The following is a 24442-nucleotide window of genomic DNA, read 5'->3' as shown; positions in this document are numbered from 1 at the left end:
GTCGTGGCCGTGGCCGGGCTGCGCCGGCTGGTGCCAGTCCTGGGCGTGCTCGCCGGAACGCTCCCAGTGCTGACCGGCCTGCGCGGACCGGGTCGACTCGTCCCAGCCGGTGCGGGTCGGCCACGTGCCGCCGCCGGCCGGCTGGTCCCAGCCCTCGTGCTCGCCGGTCCGGCCGTGACGGCCGTCGGCGCCGGTCTCGTCGTCGCGGAAGCGGGTCCCGCGGGTGGTGTCCACGCCGCGGTAGGCGGTGTGCACGCCGGTGTCGCCCTCGTGCAGGTCAGGGCGGTGAGTGTCGTCGCCCCCGTGGAAGGCCGCGTGTGCGCCGCCCTCGCCGACGCGGAACGCCGGGTGCACCCCGGTGTCACCGTCCTGGAGCGCCCGGCCCGAACCCGTGTCACCGTCGCGGAACGCGCGACTGGAACCGGTGTCACCGTCGCGGAACGCACGACCGGAGCCGGTATCACCGACACGGAAAGCGTGGCCCGAGCCGGTCGTCTCCTCCTGGTACGCAGGGTGGACCCCCGTGTCGCCGTCGCGGACGGGCCGGCGGACGGCGGTGTCGGCGGTGGGCTGGCCGGGTGGGACGTCGCTGGCGGGCGAGATCCCGTACTCCGTATTGGGCGACGGCTCCGCCTGGCGGGTGGCGCCGCGGGGGCCGCCGTCGCGGGCCGGGACCGAGATCCGGATGACGCCGACCTTCTTGCGCTGCGCCGGTGGCTCGCTGGCCGCCTGCCGGGTCGCCGTGCGCGTGCCCGCGCCGCCAGCCCCCGCCCCGCCGCCAGCGCCGGTGCCGGTGCCGGCGCCAGCTCCGGTGCCGCTTCCAGCACCGCTGGAACTCCCTGCTCCCGTGCCGCCGCCGGCAGCGCTGCCACCCCGGGCCCCGCCCTGCCGCACGCCGACCCCGCCGCGCGGACCACCGCCGGCAAGACCACCACCAGCACCACCATCGGCAGCAGCGGCCGAGCCGGCACGACCGGAGCCGCCACCAGATGTGCCGGGAGCACCGGAGACGGCGCCGGCGAGGCTGGACCTGGCGACGCTGCCCGCTGCCGCGCGGCCCGAGCCGGTCACCGAGATCCCGGACCCGGACGGGTCGCGGCCGGCGGCACGCGCCGCCGCGCCGGCACCCGTGCCGGTCGAGTTGCCGGCGCCGCGGGCCATCTCGGCCCGGTCCAGCGCGGTCGTGGTCCGCCGGGTGGCGGACACGGGCTCGTCGTCATAGCCGGCGAGATCCACCCGGGTGGATGACGCCCGTTCGGATGAACCCCGGGCGGCGGAACGCGTCTGGGCCCGGACCCGCTTCGATCCGCCGATGGCCATGTCGTTGACCTTGACCATGACCGCGACGACCGCCGGGAGGACGGGCACCGCCCACCAGCTGACCAACTCGGCGAGTGCCAGCAGCACGCCGGCCGCGATCATGCACTCGAACAGCATGAAACTGATGAATCCGCCGATGTGCAGGTGGCGAAGCCGCAGCGCACGCACATACAGCGGCGCCTGTGAGGCGAAACCGTTGCTCGTCGTCATCGTCCTATTCCTCCAGCACGCGCCGCGACCACTGCGAACACAGCCCGCTCGAGCGCATAGCCGCGGTCGTCCGAGCCACCCTTGACGGCGGCATTGCACTCTGCCGCCACTCGCATGGCATCAACGAGCGCCTCGGCCGTCCAGCCACGGGCTTGGCGCTGCGCGCGTTCGACCTTCCACGGAGGCATTCCCAAATTTCCGGCGAGTTGATATGCGCTGCCCTTGCCGGCGGCGGCCACGCGGGCGACCGTGCGGATCCCGTCGGCGATGGCGTCGGCGATCGGCACGGGGTCCACGCCGACGTGCATCGCCCACCGCAGGGCCTCCAGCGCGGCGGCCGTGTCGCCCACCATGACGGCGTCGGCGACGGTGAACCCGGAGACCTCGGCACGGCCGCGGTAATACTGCGCGACGGTGCTCACGTCGATGCGGCCGCCGGTGTCGGCGACCAGCTGCGAGCAGGCGGCGACCAGCTCACGCAGATCGTTGCCGACGGCGCCGAGCAGCGCCTCGGCGGCGTCCTCGCCGATCTTGCCGCCCTGGCGACGGATCTCGTTGCGCACGAAGTCGACCCGCTCGCGGTGCTTGCTGATCTTCGCCGCGGGCACGACGTCGGCCCCCGCGGCCTTGAGCCCGTCGGCCAGGGCCTTGCCCTTGGCGCCGCCGGCGTGGGCGACGACGAGCACGACGTCGTCCTCGGGGTCGGCGGCGTAGGCGAGCAGCGCCGCGATGATGTCCTTCTTGGCGTCCTGCCCGCTGTCGACGACGAGCACCCGCCGGCCGCCGAACAGCGACGGGCTCAGCATCTCCGCGAGCTCACCGGCGAGCAGCTCACCGCCGGCGCGGCGGTGGACCTCGGTGTCGGGGTCGGCGGCGCGGGCGGCGGCGATGGTGTCGGTGATCGCACGGGAGACGAGCAGCTCCTCGTCACCGATCACCAGGCGGAGGCGGGGCAGACCAGTACCAGACACGCGAGCCATCGTGTCACGCCCCACCGACAGAAACCCTGCCGTGCGCCACGACCGCGAGCCCGCCCGTGGCGTCGCGGACGACGGCGAGGTCACCGTGCTGGTCGGTCCGCACGACCCGGGCGCCGCCGCGGCCGAGGCGGGCCAGCACGCCCGCGCTGGGATGGCCGTAGTCGTTGCCTGCGCCGACGCTGATCAGGGCGACCCTCGGCGCGACCGCGTCCAGGAACGCCAGGTCCTGATACGCGGATCCGTGGTGCGGGACCTTGAGCACGTCGGCGCGCAGCGGCGCGGCAAGCAGGCTCTCCTGCTCCTCGGTCTCGGCGTCGCCGGTGAGCAGCAGCCGGATCTCGCCGACGGTGACCGCGATGACCAGCGAATTGTTGTTGACGTCGGATCGCGTGCCGGTCACCTTCAGCGCCGGGCCGAGGACGGTCAGCCCGACCGGGCCGACGGTGAGCGTGGTGCCGGCCGGCGCGTCGAGGGCGGCGATCCCCCGGTCGAGCACGGCGCCACGGCCCGCGACCGGCTCGGCGAACGGCGGCACGAGCAGCCCCTCGACGCGCCGCCGGCGCAGCACGCCGTCGAGGCCGCCGATGTGATCGGCGTGGAAATGGCTGATGACCAGCAGCGGTACCCGCCGCACGCCGAGGTCACGCAGGCAGCGGTCGACGGGGTCGGCCTGCGGCCCGGCGTCGACGACGACGGCGTCGTGCTCGCCGGCGGCCACGACGAGGGCGTCGCCCTGCCCGACGTCGCAGGCGACGACGAGCCAGCCTGGCGGCGGCCAGCCGCCCGTGAGCAACCGCACCGGCACCGCGCCGAGCACCGAGCCGACGGCCACGGCCAGGACGACGCGCCGCACCACCCTCCGGCGGGACGCGACGAGCAGCACGGCGAGCAGCCCACCGAGCAGCGCCCCGCCGAACGTGCCGCCCGGCCAGGGCAGCACGCCGTCGGGGACGGCGGCGCCGTGGTGGGCGATGGTGACGAGCCAGCGCGCCGGCCAGGCCGCCAACCAGGCGGTGAACTGCGCCGCCTCGGGCAGCACGGGCGAGGCGACCGCGGTGAGGACGCCCAGGACGGTGGCCGGCGCGACGGCGGGCGCGGCGAGCAGGTTGGCCGGGATCGTGGTGAGGCTGACGCCGCCGGAGATGCCCGCGATCACCGGCGCGCAGGCCGCCTGCGCCGCGGCCGGCACGCACACCGCCTCGGCCGCGAACGCCGGCCAGCCCCGGGCCTGCAGCGCCTGCGCCCACCGCGGCGCCAGCAGCACCAGGCCGCCGGTGGCCAGGACGGACAGCGCGAACCCGGCGTCGACCGCCAGCTCCGGATCGGCCACGACGAGCACGAGGACACCGGTGGCGAGGGACGGCAGCACGGCCCTGGGCCGCCCGAGGGCGAGCGCGACGAGGGCCAGCCCGCCCATCGCGGCGGCCCGCAGCACGCTCGGCGACGGGCGGACCAGCACGACGAACCCGACGAGCGCCAGCACGCAGATCAGCGCGGCGAGCTTCGGCCCGGCCCGGCACCAGCGGGCGAGCATCAGCACCAGGCCGACCACGATCGCCAGGTTCGCGCCGGAGACGGCGGTCAGGTGGGTGAGGCCGGTGGCACGGAAATCCTCGGCGAGCTGCTGGTCGAGCCGGCTCGTGTCGCCGACGACGAGCCCCGGCAGCAGCCCTCCCGGCTCCGCCGGCAATGGCAGGCAGGCGCGTTGCAGGCCGGCGCGCAGGGTGCCGGCCGCCCGCTGTGCGAGCGGCGCGGCCTCCACCCGGGCGGGCGCGTCCGGCACGGAGATGATCGCGGCGCGCAGGTCCCCGCCGCGGGACGGGGACAGCCGGCCGGTCGCCTCGACCCGCTGCCCCGGCAGCAGCCCCAGCCAGCCCCGGTCACTGGCGAGGACGAGCACCCGCGCCGCGAGCCGGACGCTGGTCCCGTCGGGCGTACGCAGCCAGGCCAGCCGGGCCGGCACGACGACGGTGGGCGCCCGCCCGGCCGTCGAGCGGCCCAGCCGCGGGTCGTCGGAGATGCGCAGTCCGAGCTGCACGGTGCGGTGCCCCGCGGCCAGGCCGGCGAGTGGCTCGGCGTCGCGCTCGCCGACACGCGCGGCCGTGGCGACGGCGCCGCAGGCGATGCCGAGCAGCGCCGCGACGACCACCCACCGCGTCGGGTGCAGCGCCCGCGCGGGGAGCCTGGCCCACAGCGCGGCGAGGGCCACTGCGCCCAGACCCACCGCCCAGCATGCCCAGGCAGGGCAGAACAGGCAGCTCAGGGCGGTCAGCCAGCAGCCGGTCGCGGCACCCGCCAGGCGCAGGTCGGTGCTCACACCGTCACCCGGTCTCTGAGCTGCTGGAACTTCGCGTCGCCGATGCCCTCGACCTGCCGCAGGTCGGTGACGGCGCGGAAGCCGCCGTGGCGGTCGCGGTATTCGACGATGCGCTGGGCGAGGACCGCACCGATGCCGGGCAGCGTCTGGAGCTCGGTGACGGTGGCGGTGTTGAGGTTGACGAGGCCGCCACCTGAGCCGCCACCTGAGCCGGGCGGCGCGGCCCCGGCCGGCGCCGGGACACCGACCGCGATCATCTCGCCGTCGACGACCTTGCGGGCCAGGTTGAGGCCGCTGAGGTCGGTGCCGGGCAACGCCCCGCCGGCGGCGGCGATGGCGTCGGCGACGCGGGCACCAGCCGGCAGCTCGACCAACCCGGGCCGCTGGACCTTGCCGTTGACGGACACGATCAGCCGGTTCGGGGCGCTGCTGGACGGGGGCAGGGCGGCGGAGACCGCGGTGGCCGGTGGCGCCGGGGTGACCTGCGGCCGGGACCGCCACGCGAGGAAGGCCGCGCCGAGCACGACCAGCGCGGCGACGACCGCCAGGACCCGCACGCCCCGCCGGCCGGGGTCGACCGCCGTGAGCCATGACCGCGCGCCGCCGCCGACGGTCCCCGTGGAGAGGGCCGTCGGGTCGGTCTCAGCCGGGAACGACCCGTCCCAGGGATACGGGTCCGGCGGCAGGCCGACCACCCTGGCCAGCCGCCCCGCGGCCTGCGTCTCGTCGTCTGCAGCACTGCGCCTCATGCCCGGTCACGCTAGGACCGGACACCGTCGGCACGCCCCGGCGCGACGCCCGTCCTGTGGACAACGACCCGCTTGTGGAAAACCCACCAAGATCAGCGAAGCTGCACCGCGTGCACCACCACGGCCACCGTCCCCGGCCCCACATGCGCGCCGACGACCGCGCCGACCTCCGTCAGGTACGCCCCCCGCAGCCGCTCCCCGAGCCGCTCCTTCAACGTCGTCAGCAGCGCGTCCGCCCGGTCCGGCGCCGCCAGGTGGTGCACCGCGACGTCCACCACCGACGACCCCGCCGCCTCGTCGGCCATGTCGACCAGGCGCGCCAGGGCCCGGCTCGACGTACGGACCTTCTCCCGCACGACCACCCCCTGGTCGGTGGTGTGCAGGATCGGCTTCACCGACAAGGCGGTGCCCAGCAGCGCCGCCGCCGCCCCGATCCGCCCGCCCCGGCGCAGGAACTCCAGGGTGTCGACGTAGAACAGCGTCGAGGTGCGGTCCACGGCGTCGAGCGCCGCCTGCCGCACCTCGTCCAGCCCCGCGCCGGAAGCTGCCGCCGACGCGGCCGCGAGCGCCGGGAAGCCCAGCCCCATCCCCGTGGACTGGGTGTCGACGACGGACACGGCACCGTCGAACTCGGCCGCGGCCAGCACGGCGGCGTCGTAGGTGCCGGACAGCTTCGCCGACAGGTGCACCGACAGCACGGCCGGCGCGCCGGCGTCGAGCAGTTGCCGGTACACGACGGCGAAGGCCTCCGGGGAGGGCCGGGAGGTGGTGACGGAGACGCGGCGGGCATTGAGGGCCTCGGCGACCGTGGCGGAGTCCACGTCGATGGTCTCGAGGCCGGGGACGCCGTTGACCACGACGGCGAGCGGCACGACGGTGAGCCGCCGGGCCGGGTCGTTGGCCAGGTCGGGCGGCAGGCAGGCGGTCGAGTCGGTGACAACGGCAACGGCGTGGTGTGAGCCGGTCATGACGGCACCGTAGCCGATCAGCTGCTCCTGACCGAGACCACCTGGAACGGGGTGCCCTGCTGGCAGGTGCTCATCAGGCCGGGCTGCGGGGTGCCGACGACGGTGACCCGCTTGCCGACCTGCAGCGCGGCCCGGTCGCCGCCGATGAGCAGGTAGAGCGTGCCGGGGGTCTGCAGCAGCAGGCAGCCGGCCTCGACCCCCTCGACGACCTCGCCGGAGACGCTCATCCCGGACGCGCCCGCTCTGGAGCCGCTCGTCGGGGCGGCGGCCGGCCGGGACGGGGCGGGCACGACGGAGACCTGGGAGGGCACCGGCGACAGCGTCGGCGCCGCCGAGGGCGCGGCCGCGTTGTCGGACGCCGCGGCGCAGCCGCCGAGCAGCGACGCGACGGCGGCGAACAGGAGCACAGAGCGGATCGCCATAACCCTTTCGACGCTACCGCCACCCGCCCGGTTCCACCCGGTCATGGCAGGTTATGACCGGCGAGTTGCCACCCGCGGGTCTCGTCGAAGCGCAGGTCGGTGGAGTGGCAGTTGTGCAGCGCGCCGAGGGTCGAGGCGAGCGCCTGCGGCCAGCCGAGCAGCGCGCAGGTGCCGTGCCGGGCCGCGGCGCCGTGGGTCGCGACGACGATGGTCGCGCCGGGCGGTGCCGCGGCCACGATTTCCTGCAGCGCGTCGGTCATCCGCTTGCTCAGCGCGTCGATCTCCTCGACGTCGGCGTCGTCGACGGGCTCACCGCGCCGCCACCGCTCGAACGCGTCCGGCCAGGTGGCATTGATCTCGGTGTGGGTGAGGCCCTCCCACTCGCCGAAGCTGCGCTCACGCAGCCGCTGATCGGCGGTGACCGGCACGTCGAGGAGCGCGGCGAGCGCGGCCATGGTGGTGCTGGCGCGGCGCAGGTCGCTGGTGACGAGCACGGCGGGCTCAAGTGCGGCGAGCCGCGGCGCGGCGGCGGCCGCCTGGGCCAGCCCGGTCTCGGACAGCGGGGTGTCGATCTGTCCCTGCACCCGGCCGCCGGCATTCCAGGCGGTCTGCCCGTGCCGCCACAGGATCAGCCGGGTCACGCAGGACCTCCGTGCGGCCGCGCGGCGGTCACGCGGGGGCGGGCAGGTCGCGGTCGACGAACTCGATGACCGGGCAGTCCTTCCACAGCCGGTCGAGCTGGTAGAACTCCCGCTCCTCGCTGTGCTGCACGTGCACGACGATGTCGACGTAGTCCAGCAGGACCCAGCGTCCGCCCCGCTCACCTTCGCGACGCACCGGTTTCGCCTTCTCGGGCAGCTGCGCGAGTCGCTCCTCGATGGCGTCGACGATCGACAGGACCTGCCGCTCGTTGGGCGCCGAGGCGACCAGGAACGCGTCGGTGATGACCAGCTGGTCGGCGACGTCCAGGATGACGATGTCTTCAGCCTTCTTGTCGGCGGCCGCCTGTGCAGCGGTGAGCGCCAGCTCGATGGCACGCTCAGTCGCGGGCACCGGGCTCCCTTCGTCGGTCTGCCCCGGCCTGCTGCGCCGGGCTCGTTCTAGCCTCTCACGCCGGTACGACAGTCTGCCTCTCAGATGTTGTCGACTTTTCGGTACAAACCTCGCTTAGCGATGTATTGCACCACGCCGTCGGGAACCAGGTACCAGACCGGTTTGCCGCTCTCGACCCGGCGCCGGCAGTCGGTGGACGAGATCGCCATGGCCGGCACCTGCACCAGTGAGACGGAGTCGGCGGGCAGGTGGGAGGCGTCGAGCTCGAACCCCGGCCGGGTCACGCCGACGAAGTGCGCGAGGCCGAACAGGTCCCGGGCGTCCTTCCAGGAAAGGATCTTGTTGAGCGCGTCGGCGCCGGTGATGAAGAACAGCTCGGCCGAGGGACCGTAGCGTTTGCGGAGGTCACGCAGCGTGTCGACGGTGTACGTGGGGCCGACCCGGTCGACGTCGACCCGGCTGACCGTGAACCGCGGGTTGGACGCGGTCGCGATGACCGTCATCAGGTAGCGGTCCTCGGGCGAGCTGACCGCCGAACCGCTCTTCTGCCAGGGGTCGCCGGTGGGCACGAACACCACCTGGTCCAGCCTGAACCGGTCGGCCACCTCGCTCGCGGCGACCAGGTGGCCGTGGTGGATCGGGTCGAACGTCCCGCCCATGATGCCCACGCGCATCCTGGCATCGTAGTGATCAGCTCGCCGGTCGCCCGGACGAGTGCCTGCGTTCCGTGGCCCTGAGACCCCGTGTAGCCTCAGGGCCATGACGTTGTCGCACCCCAAGGGTGCCTTTGACAGCTCCCGTGCCGTCTGGCGCTCAGCGCCCGGCGAGAGCCACGGCAGCCGGGTCGAGGTGGCGTTCGTCGACGACCTGATCGGGCTGCGCAACGGCGCCGACCCGCACAGTCCCGTGCTCGTCTTCACCCAGGACGAGTGGGACGCCTTCGTCGCCGGCGCCAAAGACGGCGAATTCGACGTCTGAGCGGCCGGCCGAGGACCCGGCCCCGGACGCCCGAGCGCTCGGGCGTCCGGGGCCACCAGCATCACGGATAGAGCAGCGACCGGATCGGCGGCATCCGCTCGAGCCGGGGCGCCAGCGCGCGCAGCCGCAGCGCGAGCGTGACCGCCTCCAGGGTCACCGCCGGGTCACCGGCGGCCGGCACCGCCCGGTGCCGGTCCAGCCACGCCGACACGTCCGGCCAGTGGTAGACCGGCCGCCGCGGATGGTCCCGGACAGGGGCGGGGAACCCGCCGCCGGTCCAGCCGCGCACGACGTCGACCGGCCGGCCGGCCCGCGCCGCGATCACCTCCAGCGTGACCAGCGGGTCGTCGGCCACGGCCGCGGCGATGCCGACCCCCGCCGCGTCCAGGTCACGAACCCCCGACACGACCGCGTCGACCAGTGTCGGCGCGACCCGGTCGAACGCCACCCAGGCCAGCCCGTCGGCGGGCACCACCTCCACGCACAGGTCGCCGGCCCGGTCGAACAGCACGTCGGCCCGCTCGTCGTCCAGCGCCCCGGCGACCGTCAGGCGGAACTGCCGCAGCATCGTCACCGCCCCCGCCCGCACGCCACGTGCCGCTGCACGAACGCGTCGATGCGCCGCGCCACCAGCTGTCCCGCCGCCCCCGGCGGCACCTCGCCCGGCACCCCCAGCCAGCCCCGGCAGCCCGGGCAGCTCAGCCGCAGCCAGTGCCGGTCCCCTTCCACGTCGACGCCCGCCCCCGTCATCTCGTCCATGCCGTGCCCTCCCCGATCGGCGTTCCGCTCCAGCAAACACCTGAATCCGCCGCTTGGGAGGGGCCAGAGAGGGGGCCACTGACCGACCGACATTTTCGGACATTACGACCCGCAGCAAAGCCTGCTAAGGTACAAACCGTGCTGCACCGACTGACCAGCTGGCGCGCCCGCTAAGGGGCGGCCGCACGCAGACACACCCTCACCAGGCCGTCCGTTCCGGGCGGCCTTTGTCATGTGGTCAAAACAGGGTCAAATGTCCGGATCGGCCGAGCCTCCACGCACATCCTTGGAGGAGTCCGAAATGTCCCGTCGCATCTCCGGCTTCAAGCCCACCGGCCACCTGCAGCTCGGCAACTACGTCGGCGCGATCAGACCCGTCGTCCGCGGCCAGCACGAGCAGCCCACCGTCGCGTTCATCGCCGACCTGCACGCCCTGACCGTGCAGCACGACCCCGCCCTGGTCCAGGCGCGCACCCGCGAGGTGGCCGGGCTGCTGCTGGCCGCCGGGATCGACCCCGGGCAGGCCCTGCTGTACCGGCAGTCCGACGTCGCCGCCCACCTGGAACTGCACTACCTGCTGGAATGCGTGGCGAGCTACGGCGAGGCGCACCGCATGATCCAGTTCAAGGAGAAGGGCGGCGGTGGCGGCTCGCGGCTGTCGCTGCTGACGTACCCCGTCCTGATGGCGGCCGACATCCTGCTGCACGACATCGAGGAGGTGCCGGTCGGCCGCGACCAGCGCCAGCACGTCGAGCTGACCCGCGACCTCGCGGAACGGTTCAACGAGCGCTACGGCCCGACGTTCACGGTGCCGCGCGCGGTGCACCCCGCGGTCGCCGCGCGCATCGCCGACCTCGCCGACCCCACCCGCAAGATGGGCAAGACCAACACCTCGACGTCCGGCGTGTTGTTCCTGCTCGACCCGCCCGACGTACTGCGGCGCAAGGTGATGCGGGCGGTGACCGACACCGGCACGGAGGTGGGGTACGACCCGCAGCAGCGCCCCGGCGTGGCCAACCTGCTCGACATCCTGGGTGCGTTGAGCGACCGCGACCCGGCCGACGTCGCCGGCGACTTCCGCGGCACCGGGTACGGCACGCTCAAGTCGGCGGTCGCGGACGCTGTGATCGCCACCCTCGAACCGATCCAGCGCCGTTACCAGGAGCTCGGCGACGACGACGTCGAGCAGATCCTGGCCGCCGGCGCGGAGCGGGCCGCCCGGCACGCCGACGCGACCGTGCAGCGGGCCAGGCTCGCACTCGGCCTCACAGGTGGGCGGCGCGCTCCCGCAGGTACCCCAGCGACGCCGGCGACGGCCGGTCGACCGCACTGAAGCGGGCCGGCCGGAAGTCAATCTCCTCGGTGAGCAGGTCGGCCTCGACCATCAACGCCCACGGCACGTAGAACACCCGCTCCCCCGGCAGCGACACGCCGACGAAGTCGACGGCGGGCAGCAGCGTCGGCGAGCCGACCGCCCAGACGGCGGTGGTGAACGTGGAGCCGTCGGGGCGGGCGGTCAGGGTGCAGTCGGCCAGGCGCGGATCGGCCAGGGTCCGCCGCTGGTGCTCCGCCACGTCGGTGGCGAGCCGGCGGCGGGCCTTGGCCGCGGCGAGGAACGCCGGGTGGCCGGGCGCAGGATCGAAGGGCACCACGTGGCCGTCGTCGTCGGTGGTGTACGCCATCGGCGACAGCGGCCGCGGGGTGCGCGCGTACTCGTCGGCGGCGAGCTCGAACAGCTGCTCGACCAGGCGGGGCTCGTCGGCGCACACGAGCAGCATCAGCGTGCTCGGCAGGAACGCCACGGCCCGCCCGCCGACCTGCTCGTCGAGCTCGGCCAGCCAGCCGTCCAGCAGCACCCAGGACACGAGGTGCTCGCCGGAGTAGTCGGGCACGTGCAGCACCGACGGGCCGAAGAGGGCGGCGCTGGCCGGCAGCTCGGCGCGGGCCAGGGTGTGGTCGTGCGCGGCGGTGAAGATCTCCTCGACGCTGACGCCCCAGCGGGCCGGGCTGTCCAGGTCGACCGGGACGTCATCGACGAGCACGACCTCGTCGAGGTGCGGCAGTGCGGGGCGGCGCAGCGTGCGGGTGCCGCGGGCGGCGTGCCGCAGCGCGAGGCGGAGCTTCGGCAGCGCCTCGTCGAACGTCTCGGGCTGGGCCGGCGGCGCCAGGCTGTTGGCCACGAAGTCGCGCACGAACTGCTTGCGGTCGCCCGGCCGGCGCTGGTACTGGCTGAACGCCTTGGCCAGGAAGAGCCAGCTGTACGCGTCCTGGCCGCACTCACAGACGATGGCGAACTGGGTCGGGCGGAACTCCGCGTCACGGACACCGAGCCTGCGCAGCTCTGCCAGCACCTGATCGGCGAAGCGCTCACGTGGTGATCGGGCCGGTCGGGTCAGCCGCTCGAGGATGCCCACCGACCAGACATTAGCCTCACGCGAGCTCGGACGCGATGGCCTCCGTGGCAATAACGAGTTTTTCGTAGCACAGGCTGAGCGGACTGTGTACGTACGGCCCATAGGGTGGTATCGGTCGGTAACCGGCTGATTCGTACAAACGGATCGCTTCCGGCTGTCGGGTACCCGTCTCCAGCCGGATCAGCGGGTAGTGCGAGCCGACCGCGAGGTCCTCCAGCGCGGCGAGGACCCGCCGGGCGATGCCGGCGCCGCGGTGCGCGGGGCGCACGTACATCCGCTTGAGTTCGACGGTCTGGTCGTCCAGCGGCTGGATCGCGCCGCACCCGGCGCCGACGCCGTCGACGGTGGCGACCACGAACCGGGCCGCCGGGTTGACCGGGAAACGGCGCGCGTCGGGCCCGCCGTAACGGTGGGCCATCTCGTCGGCGGCCGCCGCGAGCAGGTCCACGACGGCCGGGTCACCCGCGCTGCGACGGGTCACCCGCACCTCGCGGTCGGCGTCGTCGAAGCGCTTCTCGAAGCAGCGGCTGCTTTCGTACCGCACGTAGACGCCGAACCGCGGGATCGGCCGGTACCCCGCGGCGAGGAACAGGGCGATGGCGTCGGACGAGGTCACCCCGGTCTCCAGCCGCAGCACGCGGTGCCCCCGCGAGGCGGCGAAGTCCTCCAGCGCGGCGAGCATCCGCCGGGCCAGTCCGCGGCCCCGGTAGGCCGGACGCACGTAGAGCCGGGTGATCTCTGCGACGTCCATGTCGGCGGCGAGCAGCGCGCCACAGGCGACCGCGTCACCACCCATGACCGCAACGAGGTACCTCGCCGCCGGGTTGACCGCGTAGACGTGGCCGTCGCGGCCGCCGTCCCGCGCCCGCAGTTCGACCTGCTGATCGACCACAAGCGCGATCACTTCCGAGTCGTCCGATGGACGTTGCTCGATCAACATGGGAAGACGGTACGCAACCCGGATTTCCCGGATGTTTCACCTGACCAGCGAATTTCGTTGCGCCGCGGGTCAAAATTCGTCGGGGTCTTCCTTGTCGGAGGATGAAAGTTCCAGCGTCTCGTACGGCTGGCGGCGGGCACCCCGCATGGCCTTGCGCTCCGAGGCCCGCACCCGCTTGCTGGGCTCCTCGATGCGGTGGTCGGTGCCCCGGTTGCCCGGCACGTAATCGTCGGCGGTGTACGAGTTCGGCTGCCAATCGAATTCACGGACGCCAATACGAACCGGCGATCCGGAGACCGCGCCGGCCTTCTTGAGCGCATCCTCGACACCGAGCCGGGCGAGCCGGTCGGCAAGATAGCCGACGGCCTCGTCGTTGTCGAAGTTGGTCTGGCGCACCCACCGCTCGGGCGCGCCGCCGCTGACCACGAAGACGCCCTCGGCGTCCTGGGTGATCGTGAAGCCGCTGTCGTCGACGGCGACCGGCCGGATCACGATGCGGGTGCGCTCCGGCGGCGGGGCCAGCTTGCGCTGCTCCAGCACCAGCTCGGACATGGCGAACACGAGCTCGCGAAGCCCTTCGTGGGTGACCGCGCTCACCGGGTACACCCGATAGCCGCGCTCCTCGAGCTCCTCGCGCATGATGTCGGCGAGGTCGCGGCCGTCCGGCACGTCGATCTTGTTGAGCGCAACGAGCCGCGGCCGGTCCTCCAGCCCGCCGTAGGCGGCCAGCTCCGCCTCGATCGCGTCGATGTCGGAGACCGGATCACGCTCGGTCTCCAGCGCGGCCGTGTCGACCACGTGGACCAGCACCGCGGTGCGCTCGATGTGCCGCAGGAACTCCAGGCCCAGGCCCTTGCCGGTGGCCGCGCCCGGGATGAGGCCGGGCACGTCGGCGACGGTGAACGTGTTGTCGCCCGCCTGCACGACGCCGAGGTTGGGCACCAGCGTGGTGAACGGGTAGTCGGCGATCTTCGGCCGGGCCGCCGAGATGACCGAGATCAGCGACGACTTGCCGGCCGACGGGAAGCCGACCAGGCCGACGTCGGCAACGCTCTTGAGCTCCAGGACGACGTTGGTCTCCTCGCCGGGCTCACCGAGCTCGGCGAAGCCGGGCGCCTTGCGGCGGGTATTGGCCAGCGCCGCGTTGCCCCGGCCGCCGCGTCCGCCGCGGGCCAGCTCGAACTCGGTGCCCTCGCCGATCAGGTCCGCGAGGACCTCGCCGTCCATGCTGAGCACCACGGTGCCGTCCGGCACCCGCAGGACCAGCGTCTGGCCGTTGGCGCCGTCGCGGTCGTTGCCCGCGCCGCCGGCGCCGTTGCCGCCCTTCTGGTGCGGGTGGAAATGGAAGTCCAGCAGCGTGTGCACGCCGGGGTCGACGACCAGCTTGACGCTGCCGCCGTGGCCGCCGTCGCCGCCGTCGGGCCCGCCGAACGGCTTGAACTTCTCGCGATGGATGGACACGCAGCCGTGGCCACCGTCGCCGGCCTTCACGTGCAGCACGGCCCGGTCAACGAACGTGGTCACGACTTGATCCCCTCACTCACCAACACGAACGGCGGGCTGGGAGCGTATATGCCCCCGGCCCGCCGTCCGGAAAAGAAACTTCAGCCTGCGGCTGGGGTGATGCTGACCGTCTTGCGGCCACGCTTGGTGCCGAACAGCACGTGGCCCGCGGCGAGCGCGAACAGCGTGTCGTCGCCACCGCGACCCACCAGGTCACCCGGGTGGAACTTGGTGCCGCGCTGCCGGATGATGATCTCGCCGGCGTTGACCAGCTGGCCGCCGAACCGCTTCACGCCGAGCCGCTGGGCAGCGGAGTCGCGCCCGTTCCGCGAGCTGGACGCACCTTTTTTATGTGCCATCGCGCTGCCCCTACTTCCCGGTGGAGATGCCGGTGACCTTCACCTGGGTCAGCGGCTGGCGGTGACCCTGGCGCTTGTGGTAGCCGGTCTTGTTCTTGAACTTGTGGATCCGGATCTTCGGACCCTTGGTGTGCGCGACGACCTCAGCGGTCACCGCGGCGCTGGCAAGCTTCGCCGCGTCGGTGATGAGATCTTCGCCGTCGACAAGCAGCACCGCCGCGAGCGACAGGGAGTCGCCAGGCTGGCCCGCGAGCTTCTCGACCTCGATCACATCGCCCTCGGCGACCTTGTACTGCTTGCCGCCGGTCTTGACGATCGCGTACATCGGACGCGGACTCCTGTCGTAGCTACTGGCGGTTGGTCATCTGCTGCCGTGAAGAGCACACAAAGACCCGGCGCACGAAGGTGCGCCTTGAAAAGGGTACGCCATCGGTGGCGCACCCCCCAAATCAGGGGCGGGTCCGCCTGCGCAGACCACCCCGGCGGGTCCGGCGGCGGGCACCGTTGCCGGCCGCCTCGTCCTCGTCCTCGTCGATGTTGTCAGGGTCGTCCTCGGAGGCGATCGGCGTGAACTCCGCCTCCTCCTCGACGTCCTCGACCGTGTGCGGCACGTCGACGGTGTCGGTCTCGACCTCGGTGGAGGTGGTCTCCTCCTCGGCCACCGCCGCACCGCCGCGGCGCCCGCGCCGGCGGCCGCTGCGGGCCGGCTGCACGTCGGACTCGTCCACACCGCTGGTGACGGTGGCCGCGGCCACCTTCGCCGCCGGGCTGTGCCCGTTGGTGCCGGCGTTCCCACCGCCGCCACCGCCGCTGCCACGCTTCTCCGGGATCGGCTCGGTGTGGATGATCAGGCCGCGACCCTTGCACACCTCGCAGGTCTCGCTGAAGGCCTCCAGCAGGCCCTGGCCGACCCGCTTGCGGGTCATCTGGACCAGGCCCAGCGAGGTGATCTCGGTGACCTGGTGCTTGGTCCGGTCCCGGCCCAGGCACTCGGTCAGCCGGCGCAGCACCAGGTCGCGGTTGGACTCCAGGACCATGTCGATGAAGTCGATGACGATGATGCCGCCCAGGTCGCGCAGGCGCAGCTGGTGGACGATCTCCTCGGCCGCCTCGAGGTTGTTGCGGGTGACCGTCTCCTCGAGGTTGCCGCCGGCACCGGTGTACTTGCCGGTGTTGACGTCGATGACGGTCATCGCCTCGGTGCGGTCGATGACGAGGCTGCCGCCGGAGGGCAGGAACACCCGCCGGTCGAGGGCCTTGATCAGCTGCTCGTCGATGCGCAGGTCGGCGAAGGCGTCGTTGACGCCGGTGTACCGGCGCACGCGGTCGACCAGGTCCGGCGACACGTGCGAGAGGTAGGGCTCCACCGACTCGTAGGCGTCGTTGCCCTGGATGACCAGCTCGCGGAAGTCCTCGTTGAACAGGTCACGCACGACCCGCACGACCAGCTCGGGCTCCTCGTAGAGCAGGGCCGGCGCGCTGCTGCTGCCGGACTTCTCCTGGATCGCCTCCCACTGCGCCTGCAGCCGCTTCACGTCGCGGGCCAGGTCGTCCTCGCTCGCGCCCTCGGCCGCGGTGCGCACGATCACGCCGGCGCCGTCGGGCACCAGGTTCTTCAGCACGTCGCGCAGGCGCTTGCGCTCGATGTCGGACAGCTTGCGGCTGATGCCGGAGGCGTTGCCGTGCGGCACGTACACCAGGTGCCGGCCGGACAGCGCGATGTGGCTGGTCAGCCGGGCGCCCTTGGTGCCGATCGGGTCCTTGGTCACCTGCACCAGCACCGAGTCGCCGGACTTCAGGGCCTGCTCGATGGAGCGGGTGCGGCCCTCCAGCCCGGTCGCGTCCCAGTTGACCTCGCCGGCGTAGAGCACCGCGTTGCGCCCCCGGCCGATGTCGACGAAGGCCGCCTCCATGCTGGGCAGCACGTTCTGCACGCGGCCCAGGTACACGTTGCCGACCATCGAGCTGGACGAGGCCCGGGTGACGTAGTGCTCGACGAGCACCTTGTCCTCCAGGACCGCGATCTGGGTGCGGTCGTTCTTCTGGCGGATCACCATCGTGCGGTCGACCGCCTCGCGGCGGGCCAGGAACTCCGACTCCGACAGGATCGGCGGGCGGGTGCGGCGCTGCTCACGGCCGTCGCGGCGGCGCTGGCGCTTGGCCTCCAGGCGGGTCGAGCCGGAGATGCCCTGCACCTCGTCGCGGTCGCGCTCACGGGCGGCCGGGCGCGGCTCGCGGATCTTCACCACGACGTGCGGGTCGTCGGCCGGCTCGGTGTCCGCGGAGCCCTTGCGCCGGCGGCGGCGCCGGCGGCGGGTCAGGCCCTCGCCGTCCTCGTCGCCGTCGTCGGCCGCCTCGGCGTCCTCGTCGGCCGCGGCCTCCTCGCCCTCGCCGTCGGTCTCGGCCTCGCCGTCGATGTCGTCGGCGTCCTCGCCGAGCGTGCCACGGCCACGGCCACGGCCACGGCGGCCACGCCGCCGGCGGCGGCGGGTGCCGGGCTCGAACTCGTCGTCGTCCTCGTCCTCGTCGGTCTCGGCGTCGACCTCGTCGGTCTCGACCGGCGCGTCGGAGCGGACCACGTCGGCGGCCGGCGCGTCCTCGGCCGCGCGGCGACCCCTGCGACGGCGGCTGCGGCCGACCGGCTCCTCGGCGAGCTCGTCGCCCAGGTCGTCGGCGTAGTCGGAGGTCAGGGCGGGGGCCGGCGGGGCGAACGGGTCGATCCCGGACGCCGACGCGGGCACGGCGGTGGCGGCCGGGCGGACCGGCGGCTCGACCTCCTCGCTCGGCGGCATGAACAGCACCTGGATCGGCGCGGCCCGGCGCCCCCGGCGGGCAGGCGGCTCCGCGACCGGCTCCTCGACCTCCTCGACGGGCGCGACCGGCTCCTCGGCGACGACCGCGGCCTCCTCGGCCTCCTCGGCCTCCTCGAGGACCTCCGCGACCGGCTCCTCGGCGGGAGCGACCGCCTCCGGCAGCGGCTCGGGCTCTGGCTCCGGCGCGGCCTTGGTGGCCCGGCGGCGGGTGCGGGTGGCCTTGACCGGCGCGGCGGCGGGCTCCTCGGTCTCCAGCGGCAGCGCCTGCTGCCCGGACTCGCCCAATTCGCCGGTTTCGTCGCTCGGTGCCGCCTTCACCGCTCTGCGGCGGGTCCGCCGGACGGGCGCCGCCTCCTCGACCGGCGCGGCGTCCGCCCCGGAGGCCGGCCCGGCATCCGCAGCGGAAGCCGGCGCGAGGTCCGCACCGGGGGCCGCCGCAGCGGGCGCGGCCTCCGCGGCGGAAGCCAGGTCAGGGGCGGCGTCCTGCGGCTCGGCCGGCGCGGCGGTCGCCTTGGTGGCGCGGCGCCGCGTGCGGCGCGCGGGGGTGGTGGTCTCTTCGGTGGTAGCGGCGTCTGCCACCGGCTCGTCGCCGGTTGCCTCGCCGCTTGCCGACTCGTTGTCGAACATGCGGACGTTCTCCAGTTCTGGCGCTCCCGGGCGCGTCCAAACGCAGCCACACGGGGGCACCTATATGTTGTGCCGGCGGAGGTATCCGCTCACACGGACGATCCGCCGAAAGTCTGCCAACTTCGCCGACTACACCAGTGACGAAGCCCCGACGACGACCGCCGGCCGATCCGCATCGAGCGGATCGACGAACTCTCCCTGCGCGGTCAGCACGCCCTGAGCCAGTCGGGTCGCACGAGGCGGGACCGGAGGCTCCAGGTCGGCTACCACACGCAGACCGGACAGCACGTCGTCGGGTCGCACGGTCGGGGTTCCCTGCCGCACGACAAGGTCGAGTATCGCACACGGTGCGTCGGTGACCTCGGAAGGTGTGTCACCGGGGGTCGCAGCGACCTCGGCGACGGCCAGCCGGACGACGGCCGCGCGGGTGTCGAAGACCCGCTTGCCCTGTTTGGTGAGCCGCTCCACGAGCACCTCAGGGGCGTCCAGGAAGGCCCGGACCGCCGCCTGCGCGCCGTCCGGCGCGATGCCGGGCAGCTCGATGCGCCAGGACGACGCGTCGATGCGGTCGGCGAGGCTGCCCCCGCCGTTGAGCGGGGACTGTACGGCCTCGATCACGTCGAGGCCGGGTGACAGCGCCGCGTCGAGGGCGGCGCGCAGCTCGCCGGGGTCCACCACTGCCCGCAGGCCGATCTCCAGGTACTCGGCCTCGCTGGCCACGCCGGTCGGCGCCGCCGAGGCGTAGGAGACCTTCGGGTGCGGGGTGAAGCCCTGCGAGTAGGCGATCGGCACGTTGGCGCGCAGCAGCGCCCGCTCGAAGGCGCGAGCGAAGTCACGGTGTGAGGTGAACCGCATCGGGCCGCGCTTGGCGTAGCGCAGCCGGATCCGCTGCACGACCGGGTCCTGGCCACCCTCCGGCTGCCGCTTAGCCATGCTGGTGCACCTTGGGTGTGCGCAGCCCCACGCCGACCGGGGTCAGCGGCAGCAGCTGCTTGCCGGTGGGGCCGATCTGGATCTCGGTGTCCTGGCTCGGGCACACACCGCAGTCGAAGCACGGCGTCCAGCGGCAGTCGTCCTGCTCGAACCCGGTGAGCGAGTCCTGCCAGTCCTGCCAGAGCCAGTCCTTGTCCAGGCCGGAGTCGAGGTGGTCCCACGGCAGGACCTCGTTCTGGTCGCGCTCGCGGGTGGTGAACCAGTCCAGGTCCACGCCGTAGCCCGGCAGCACCGCCGCAGCGGCGTCGACCCAGCGCTGGTAGGAGAAGTGCTCCGACCAGCCGTCGAAGCGGCCACCGTCCTGCCAGACCCGCCGGATGACCGCGCCGACCCGCCGGTCACCCCGGCTGAGCAGGCCCTCGATCAGCGAGGGCTGGCCGTCGTGGTAGCGGTAGCCGATCGCCTTGCCGAGGCTGCGGTCGCTGTTGATCGCCTGCTTCAGCGCCCGCAGCCGGTGGTCGATGACCTCCGGGGTCTCCATCTTCGCCCACTGGAACGGGGTGTGCGGCTTCGGCACGAACCCGCCGATCGACACCGTGCAGCGGATGTCGCGCGAGCCGGTGGCCTCCCGGCCGGCCCGGATGACCTCGTGCGCCAGATTGGCGATCTGCAGCACGTCGTCGTCGGTCTCGGTCGGCAGGCCGCACATGAAGTACAGCTTCACCTGCCGCCAGCCGTTGCTGTACGCCGTGACGACCGTGCGGATCAGGTCCTCCTCGGTGACCATCTTGTTGATCACCTTGCGGATCCGCTCCGAGCCGCCCTCCGGCGCGAACGTCAGGCCGGTGCGGCGGCCGTTGCGGGCCAACTCCTGGGCGAGGGTCACGTTGAACGCGTCGACCCGCGTCGAGGGCAGCGACAGCGAGACGTTGGTGCCCTCGTACTGCTGGGCGAGGCCCGAGCACATGTCACCGATCTCCGAGTGGTCCGCGGAGGACAGCGACAGCAGCCCGACCTCGTGGAAGCCGGAGAACTCGAGCCCCTCCTGCACCATCTGCCCCACCGTGGTGATGGACCGCTCCCGCACCGGGCGGGTGATCATGCCCGCCTGGCAGAAGCGGCAGCCACGGGTGCAGCCGCGGAAGATCTCCACCGCGTAGCGCTCATGCACCGTCTCGGCGAGCGGCACCAGGGGCCGCTTCGGGTACGGCCACGCGTCCAGGTCCATCGTGGTGCGCTTGTGCACCCGGAACGGCACGTCCGCCCGGTTGGGCACGACCCGCTGGATGCGCCCGTCGGGCAGGTAGTCCACGTCGTAGAAGCGCGGCACGTAGACCGACTCGGTGCGGGCCAGGCGCAGCAGCAGCTCGTCGCGGCCGCCGGGCGAGCCCTCACCCTTCCACTGCCGCACGATGGCGGTGATCTCCAGCACCGCCTCCTCGCCGTCGCCGAGCACGGCGGCGTCGATGAAGTCGGCGATCGGCTCCGGGTTGAACGCGGCGTGCCCGCCGGCGATCACGACTGGGTGCCGCTCGTCCCGGTCGCGGGAGTCCAGCGGGATCCCGGCCAGGTCGAGCATTGTCAGCATGTTGGTGTAGCCGAGCTCGGTGGCGAAGGAGATGCCGAACAGGTCGAACGCCGTCACCGGGCGGTGCGCCTCCACGGTGAACTGCGGCACGCCCTCGGCGCGCATGAGCGCCTCCAGGTCGGGCCAGACCGCGTAGGTGCGCTCGGCGAGCACGTCGGGCTGCTCGTTGAGCACCTCGTAGAGGATCTGGACGCCCTGGTTGGGCAGGCCGACCTCATAGGCGTCGGGGTAGGACAGGGCCCACCGCACGGTGGCGGAGTCCCAGTCCTTGACGACCGCACCGAGCTCACCGCCCACGTATTGGATCGGCTTGCTGATCCGGGGCAGCAGACGCTCGAGTTGCGGGAAGACGCTCCTGACGCTCACGAGCTACCAGGGTACGCGCTCGCCCGTCACGACATCCGGTGGCGCCGCTGCGGCTCCCGCCCGGCGGGCTGGTGCGGCGCCGGGGTGGCCGGTCGCGGCGGCGGTACCCGCAGCGTGACCGGCTTGTCCGGCTCGACGGTGAACCGCTCGCCGTGGTGGCGCATCGTCATCTTCCCCGACTCGACGGTGTACGTGGCCTCCTGGTGGTTGACGACGACCCGCAGGATGCTGCCGTGGCAGGTGATCGAGAACGACAGCCGGTCGAGCCGGTCCGGCAGCCGCGGCATGAACGACAGCTCCCCGCCGTGGTCGCGCATGCCGCCGAAGCCCGCGACCAGCGCCAGCCAGGTCCCGGCGAGTGAGGCCATGTGCAACCCGTCACCGGCGTTGCGCTGCAGGTTGTACAGGTCGACGAAGGCCGCCTCGCCGAGGTAGTCGTACGCCAGCTCGGGGTGGCCGACCTCGGCGGCCATGACCGCCTGCGTGCACGCCGACAGCGACGAGTCGCGGACCGTGCGCTCGTCGTAGTAGGCGAAGTTGCGGGCCTTCTGCTCCGCGGTGAACGCGTCGCCGCGCCAGTGCATGGCCAGGATCAGGTCGGCCTGCTTGACGACCTGCTTGCGGTACAGGTCGAAGTACGGGTAGTGCAGCAGCAGCGGGTAGTGCTCCGGCGGCGTGCCGGCGAAGTCCCACTCCTGGTGGCGGGTGAACCCGGCGGACTGCTCGTGCACCCCCAGCTCGGCGTTGTGGGGCAGGTGGACCCGGGCGGCCGCGTCCCGCCACGACGCGATCTCCTCGTCGTCGACGCCGAGGGCGTGCGCGGTGTCCGGGTGCCGTTCGGCGGCTCCCGCCGCGGCCAGCATGTTCTGCTGGGCCATGAGGTTGGTGTAGATGTTGTCGTCGGCGATGGCGCTGTACTCGTCGGGCCCGGTGACGCCGTCGATGTGGAAGACGCCGTGCCGGTCGTGGTGGCCCAGCGAGCGCCACAGCCGGGCCGTCTCGACCAGCACCTCCAGGCCGAACTCGACCTCGAAGGCGGTGTCGCCGGTGGCCCACACGTACCGCTCGACGGCCGCGGCGATGTCGGCGTTGACGTGGAACCCGGCGGTGCCGGCCGGCCAGTAGGCGGAGCATTCCTGACCGCGGATCGTCCGCCACGGGAAGGCCGCCCCGGCCAGTCCCAGCTGCGCGGCCCGGTCGCGGGCCATCGGCAGCGTGCCGTGGCGCCACCGCAGCCCGTCGCGGGCCGCCTGCGGGTGCGTGTAGGTCAGCACCGGCAGCACGAAGCTCTCGGTGTCCCAGAAGACGTGCCCGTCATACCCGCGGCCGGTCAGGCCCTTCGCGGCGATCGGCCGGGCCTCGGCCCGCGCGCCGGACTGCATCAGGTGGAACAGCGCGAAGCGCACCGCCTGCTGGATCTCCGCGTCGCCGTCGAGCTCGACGTCGGCCTGCCCCCAGAAGCCGTCGAGGAAGCGCCGCTGCGCGGCGACGAGCCCGTCCCAGCCGCCGAGCCGGGCCCCGGCGATCGCGCCGTGGACCTGGTCACGGATCGCCTGGCGGGAGCGCTGGCTCGACCAGCCGTACGCGAGGTACTTGATGATCCGCAGCCGCTGGCCGGGCTGCAGCTCGCAGGCGAACGTGGTCCGCGCCCAGTCCTCCGTCGCCTCGGTGTGCGAGCGCACCGGCACCGGGGCCTCGACCTCGTGGTCCATCTCCGCGCCGAGCCGCAGCCAGCTGGCCTTCGTGCGGTGCAGCAGCTGCGCGTTGAGGTCGCGGGCCGCGTGCTCCTCCGGCTCCAGGGCGTGGCCGAGCACCGCGGCGACCCGCGGGTCCTTGCTCGGCTCCGGCGTGTCCTCGTTGGCGACCAGCTCCGACTGCACGATCACCCGGGCCGGGCCGGCGACGGGCTCCACCTCGTACAGGAACGCCGCGACCGACCGCTGCTCCAGCGACACGAGCCGGGTGGTGTGCACCTTGATCCGCTGCCCGGCCGGCGACACCCAGTCGACGTCGCGCCGCAGCGTGCCTGCCCGCAGGTCCAGGACCCGCTCGTGGCCGAGCAGGTTGCCGTACCGCACGTCGAAGGGCTCGTCGTCGACCAGCAGGCGGAACACCTTGCCGTTGGTGACGTTGAGAATGGTCTGGCCCTCCTCGGGGAAGCCGTAGCCGGCCTCCGCGTAGGGCAGCGGGCGCTCCTCGTAGAACGAGTTGAGGTAGGTGCCAGGCAGGCCGAACGGCTCGCCCTCGTCGAGGTTGCCGCGCAGCCCCATGTGCCCGTTGGACAGGGCGAACAGCGACTCGGTCTGGCCCAGGTCGTCGAGGTCGAGGCGGGTCTCGCGGATCGTCCACGGCTCGACGGGGAACTTGGCCATTCAGCCCTCCAGCAGGACGTCGAGATCCGGCACGACCACGTCGGCGCCGGCGGCGCGCAGGTCGTCGGCGTGGCCGCCGCCGATCCGGTCGACGCCGACAACACAGCCGAACCCGCCGGCCCTGCCCGCGGCGACCCCGGCGAGGGCGTCCTCGAACACGGCGGCCTGCTCCGGCGTGACGCCGAGCTCCTTGGCCGCCTCCAGGAACGTGTCGGGTGCGGGCTTGCCGCGCAGGCCGCGCTCGCGGATGGTGCCGCCGTCGACCCGGACCTCCAGCAGCGGCGCCAGTCCGGTCGACGTGATGACCTGCAGGGTGTTGGCGCTGGAGCTCACCACCGCCCGGCGCAGCCCCGCGCCGGCCACGGCGTGCAGGTAGCGCACGGATCCCGGGTACGGCTGCAGCCCCTCCTTGATGAGCGTGAGCAGCAGCTGGTTCTTGCGGTTGCCCAGGCCGTACACGGTCTGCGCGTCCGGCGGGTCGTCGGGCGCGCCCTCGGGCAGCGCGATGCCGCGGGAGGCGAGGAAGTCCCGGACCCCGGCCTCGCGCGGCTTGCCGTCGACGTAGTCGTTGTAGTCGCCGACCGGGTCGAACGGCCGCTGGCCCGCGCGTCCCTTGAGGAAGTCGTCGAACGTCCTGGTCCAGGCCCTGTTGTGGATGACCGCGGTCGGGGTGAGCACCCCGTCGAGGTCGAACAGGCAGGCGGTCACGCGTTGCGGTAGCCCCAGCACACCCCCACCGTATCCACGCCGGCAACCTTCCAAACCCGGCAC

General features: G+C 73.2%; 22 protein-coding genes and 1 pseudogene. 2 read left to right on the top strand and 21 right to left on the bottom strand.

The genetic code is table 11. The features are described 5' to 3' along the window. Positions 1–1317 precede the first annotated feature (1317 nt). The 9 genes and pseudogenes from AB0H83_RS36395 to nadD all read right to left on the bottom strand — a co-directional run. Positions 1318–1530, bottom strand: a pseudogene (locus AB0H83_RS36395) (hypothetical protein); the annotation flags it as partial. Beyond that, a complete protein-coding gene (gene holA, locus AB0H83_RS36390) occupies positions 1527–2510 on the bottom strand; it encodes a DNA polymerase III subunit delta (protein ID WP_360103174.1) in 984 nt (327 codons plus the stop codon). The gene holA and the pseudogene AB0H83_RS36395, both read right to left, overlap by 4 nt. Positions 2511–2514: 4 nt before the next feature. Beyond that, positions 2515–4827, bottom strand: coding sequence for a ComEC/Rec2 family competence protein (locus AB0H83_RS36385; protein WP_360103172.1), 2313 nt, complete (start codon positions 4825–4827; stop codon positions 2515–2517). Further along, positions 4824–5576, bottom strand: a complete 753-nt coding sequence (locus AB0H83_RS36380) for a ComEA family DNA-binding protein (RefSeq protein ID WP_360103170.1) — start codon at positions 5574–5576, stop codon at positions 4824–4826. Before AB0H83_RS36380 ends, AB0H83_RS36385 begins: the two co-directional genes overlap by 4 nt. A gap of 92 nt (positions 5577–5668) precedes the next feature. Then, the gene (locus AB0H83_RS36375; RefSeq protein ID WP_360103168.1) at positions 5669–6544 is read right to left on the bottom strand and encodes a DegV family protein; all 876 of its coding nucleotides are present in this window, start codon (positions 6542–6544) and stop codon (positions 5669–5671) included. A 17-nt stretch (positions 6545–6561) separates the two neighbouring features. Beyond that, the gene (locus tag AB0H83_RS36370; protein ID WP_360103166.1) at positions 6562–6966 is read right to left on the bottom strand and encodes a hypothetical protein; all 405 of its coding nucleotides are present in this window, start codon (positions 6964–6966) and stop codon (positions 6562–6564) included. A gap of 41 nt (positions 6967–7007) precedes the next feature. Continuing rightward, a complete protein-coding gene (locus AB0H83_RS36365) occupies positions 7008–7607 on the bottom strand; it encodes a histidine phosphatase family protein (protein WP_360103164.1) in 600 nt (199 codons plus the stop codon). A gap of 28 nt (positions 7608–7635) precedes the next feature. After that, positions 7636–8019 (bottom strand): ribosome silencing factor, encoded by a 384-nt coding sequence (gene rsfS / locus AB0H83_RS36360; RefSeq protein WP_033365487.1) that lies wholly within the window; start codon positions 8017–8019, stop codon positions 7636–7638. Between the two features lie 80 nt (positions 8020–8099). Further along, positions 8100–8693: a nicotinate-nucleotide adenylyltransferase gene (gene nadD, locus AB0H83_RS36355; protein WP_360103161.1), complete on the bottom strand. Its 594-nt coding sequence runs from the start codon at positions 8691–8693 to the stop codon at positions 8100–8102. An 85-nt stretch (positions 8694–8778) separates the two neighbouring features. On the opposite strand from nadD, the gene AB0H83_RS36350 reads away from it, so the two are divergent. After that, on the top strand, positions 8779–8997 hold the full coding sequence (locus AB0H83_RS36350; protein ID WP_033365485.1) for a DUF397 domain-containing protein: 219 nt from the start codon (positions 8779–8781) through the stop codon (positions 8995–8997). A gap of 61 nt (positions 8998–9058) precedes the next feature. On the opposite strand, the gene AB0H83_RS36345 is transcribed toward AB0H83_RS36350, so the two are convergent. Together AB0H83_RS36345 and AB0H83_RS36340 are read right to left on the bottom strand one after the other, a co-directional pair. After that, positions 9059–9571 (bottom strand): hypothetical protein, encoded by a 513-nt coding sequence (locus AB0H83_RS36345; RefSeq protein WP_360103159.1) that lies wholly within the window; start codon positions 9569–9571, stop codon positions 9059–9061. Continuing rightward, on the bottom strand, positions 9568–9756 hold the full coding sequence (locus tag AB0H83_RS36340; protein ID WP_360103157.1) for a hypothetical protein: 189 nt from the start codon (positions 9754–9756) through the stop codon (positions 9568–9570). Before AB0H83_RS36340 ends, AB0H83_RS36345 begins: the two co-directional genes overlap by 4 nt. Before the next feature lie 301 nt (positions 9757–10057). Here AB0H83_RS36340 and trpS point away from each other — a divergent pair, with 301 nt between their 5' ends. After that, a complete protein-coding gene (gene trpS, locus AB0H83_RS36335; protein WP_360103155.1) occupies positions 10058–11089 on the top strand; it encodes a tryptophan--tRNA ligase in 1032 nt (343 codons plus the stop codon). Here the strand turns inward: trpS and AB0H83_RS36330 are convergent. From AB0H83_RS36330 to AB0H83_RS36285, 10 genes are all read right to left on the bottom strand, one after another. Beyond that, positions 11022–12170, bottom strand: a complete 1149-nt coding sequence (locus AB0H83_RS36330) for a hypothetical protein (protein WP_360103153.1) — start codon at positions 12168–12170, stop codon at positions 11022–11024. The genes trpS and AB0H83_RS36330 overlap by 68 nt on opposite strands. A 16-nt stretch (positions 12171–12186) precedes the next feature. Continuing rightward, positions 12187–13110, bottom strand: coding sequence for a GNAT family N-acetyltransferase (locus tag AB0H83_RS36325; RefSeq protein ID WP_360103151.1), 924 nt, complete (start codon positions 13108–13110; stop codon positions 12187–12189). A gap of 69 nt (positions 13111–13179) precedes the next feature. Then, the gene (gene obgE, locus AB0H83_RS36320; RefSeq protein WP_360103150.1) at positions 13180–14634 is read right to left on the bottom strand and encodes a GTPase ObgE; all 1455 of its coding nucleotides are present in this window, start codon (positions 14632–14634) and stop codon (positions 13180–13182) included. Between the two features lie 80 nt (positions 14635–14714). Beyond that, positions 14715–14972, bottom strand: coding sequence for a 50S ribosomal protein L27 (rpmA, locus tag AB0H83_RS36315; protein WP_033365480.1), 258 nt, complete (start codon positions 14970–14972; stop codon positions 14715–14717). 10 nt (positions 14973–14982) lie between these two features. Further along, the gene (gene rplU / locus AB0H83_RS36310) at positions 14983–15297 is read right to left on the bottom strand and encodes a 50S ribosomal protein L21 (protein ID WP_033365478.1); all 315 of its coding nucleotides are present in this window, start codon (positions 15295–15297) and stop codon (positions 14983–14985) included. A gap of 124 nt (positions 15298–15421) precedes the next feature. Continuing rightward, the gene (locus AB0H83_RS36305; RefSeq protein WP_360103147.1) at positions 15422–18412 is read right to left on the bottom strand and encodes an Rne/Rng family ribonuclease; all 2991 of its coding nucleotides are present in this window, start codon (positions 18410–18412) and stop codon (positions 15422–15424) included. A 129-nt stretch (positions 18413–18541) separates the two neighbouring features. After that, positions 18542–19345 (bottom strand): TIGR03936 family radical SAM-associated protein, encoded by an 804-nt coding sequence (locus AB0H83_RS36300; protein WP_360103145.1) that lies wholly within the window; start codon positions 19343–19345, stop codon positions 18542–18544. Beyond that, positions 19338–21299 carry a TIGR03960 family B12-binding radical SAM protein gene (locus AB0H83_RS36295; RefSeq protein ID WP_360103144.1) on the bottom strand — a complete coding sequence of 654 codons (1962 nt, stop codon included), beginning with the start codon at positions 21297–21299 and terminating at the stop codon, positions 19338–19340. The genes AB0H83_RS36300 and AB0H83_RS36295 overlap by 8 nt, the downstream gene beginning before the upstream one ends. A 26-nt stretch (positions 21300–21325) precedes the next feature. Continuing rightward, complete coding sequence (locus AB0H83_RS36290) at positions 21326–23671, bottom strand: glycosyl hydrolase family 65 protein (RefSeq protein WP_360103142.1); 2346 nt, start codon at positions 23669–23671, stop codon at positions 21326–21328. Beyond that, complete coding sequence (locus AB0H83_RS36285; RefSeq protein ID WP_360103140.1) at positions 23672–24400, bottom strand: beta-phosphoglucomutase family hydrolase; 729 nt, start codon at positions 24398–24400, stop codon at positions 23672–23674. It lies immediately after the preceding gene. Positions 24401–24442 lie beyond the last annotated feature (42 nt).

This window comes from Dactylosporangium sp. NPDC050688 (assembly GCF_040654515.1).
Lineage (GTDB): Bacteria > Actinomycetota > Actinomycetes > Mycobacteriales > Micromonosporaceae > Dactylosporangium.
The sequence above is the reverse complement of the archived record's forward strand: the minus strand, read 5'-3'. Positions and strand labels throughout refer to the sequence as shown.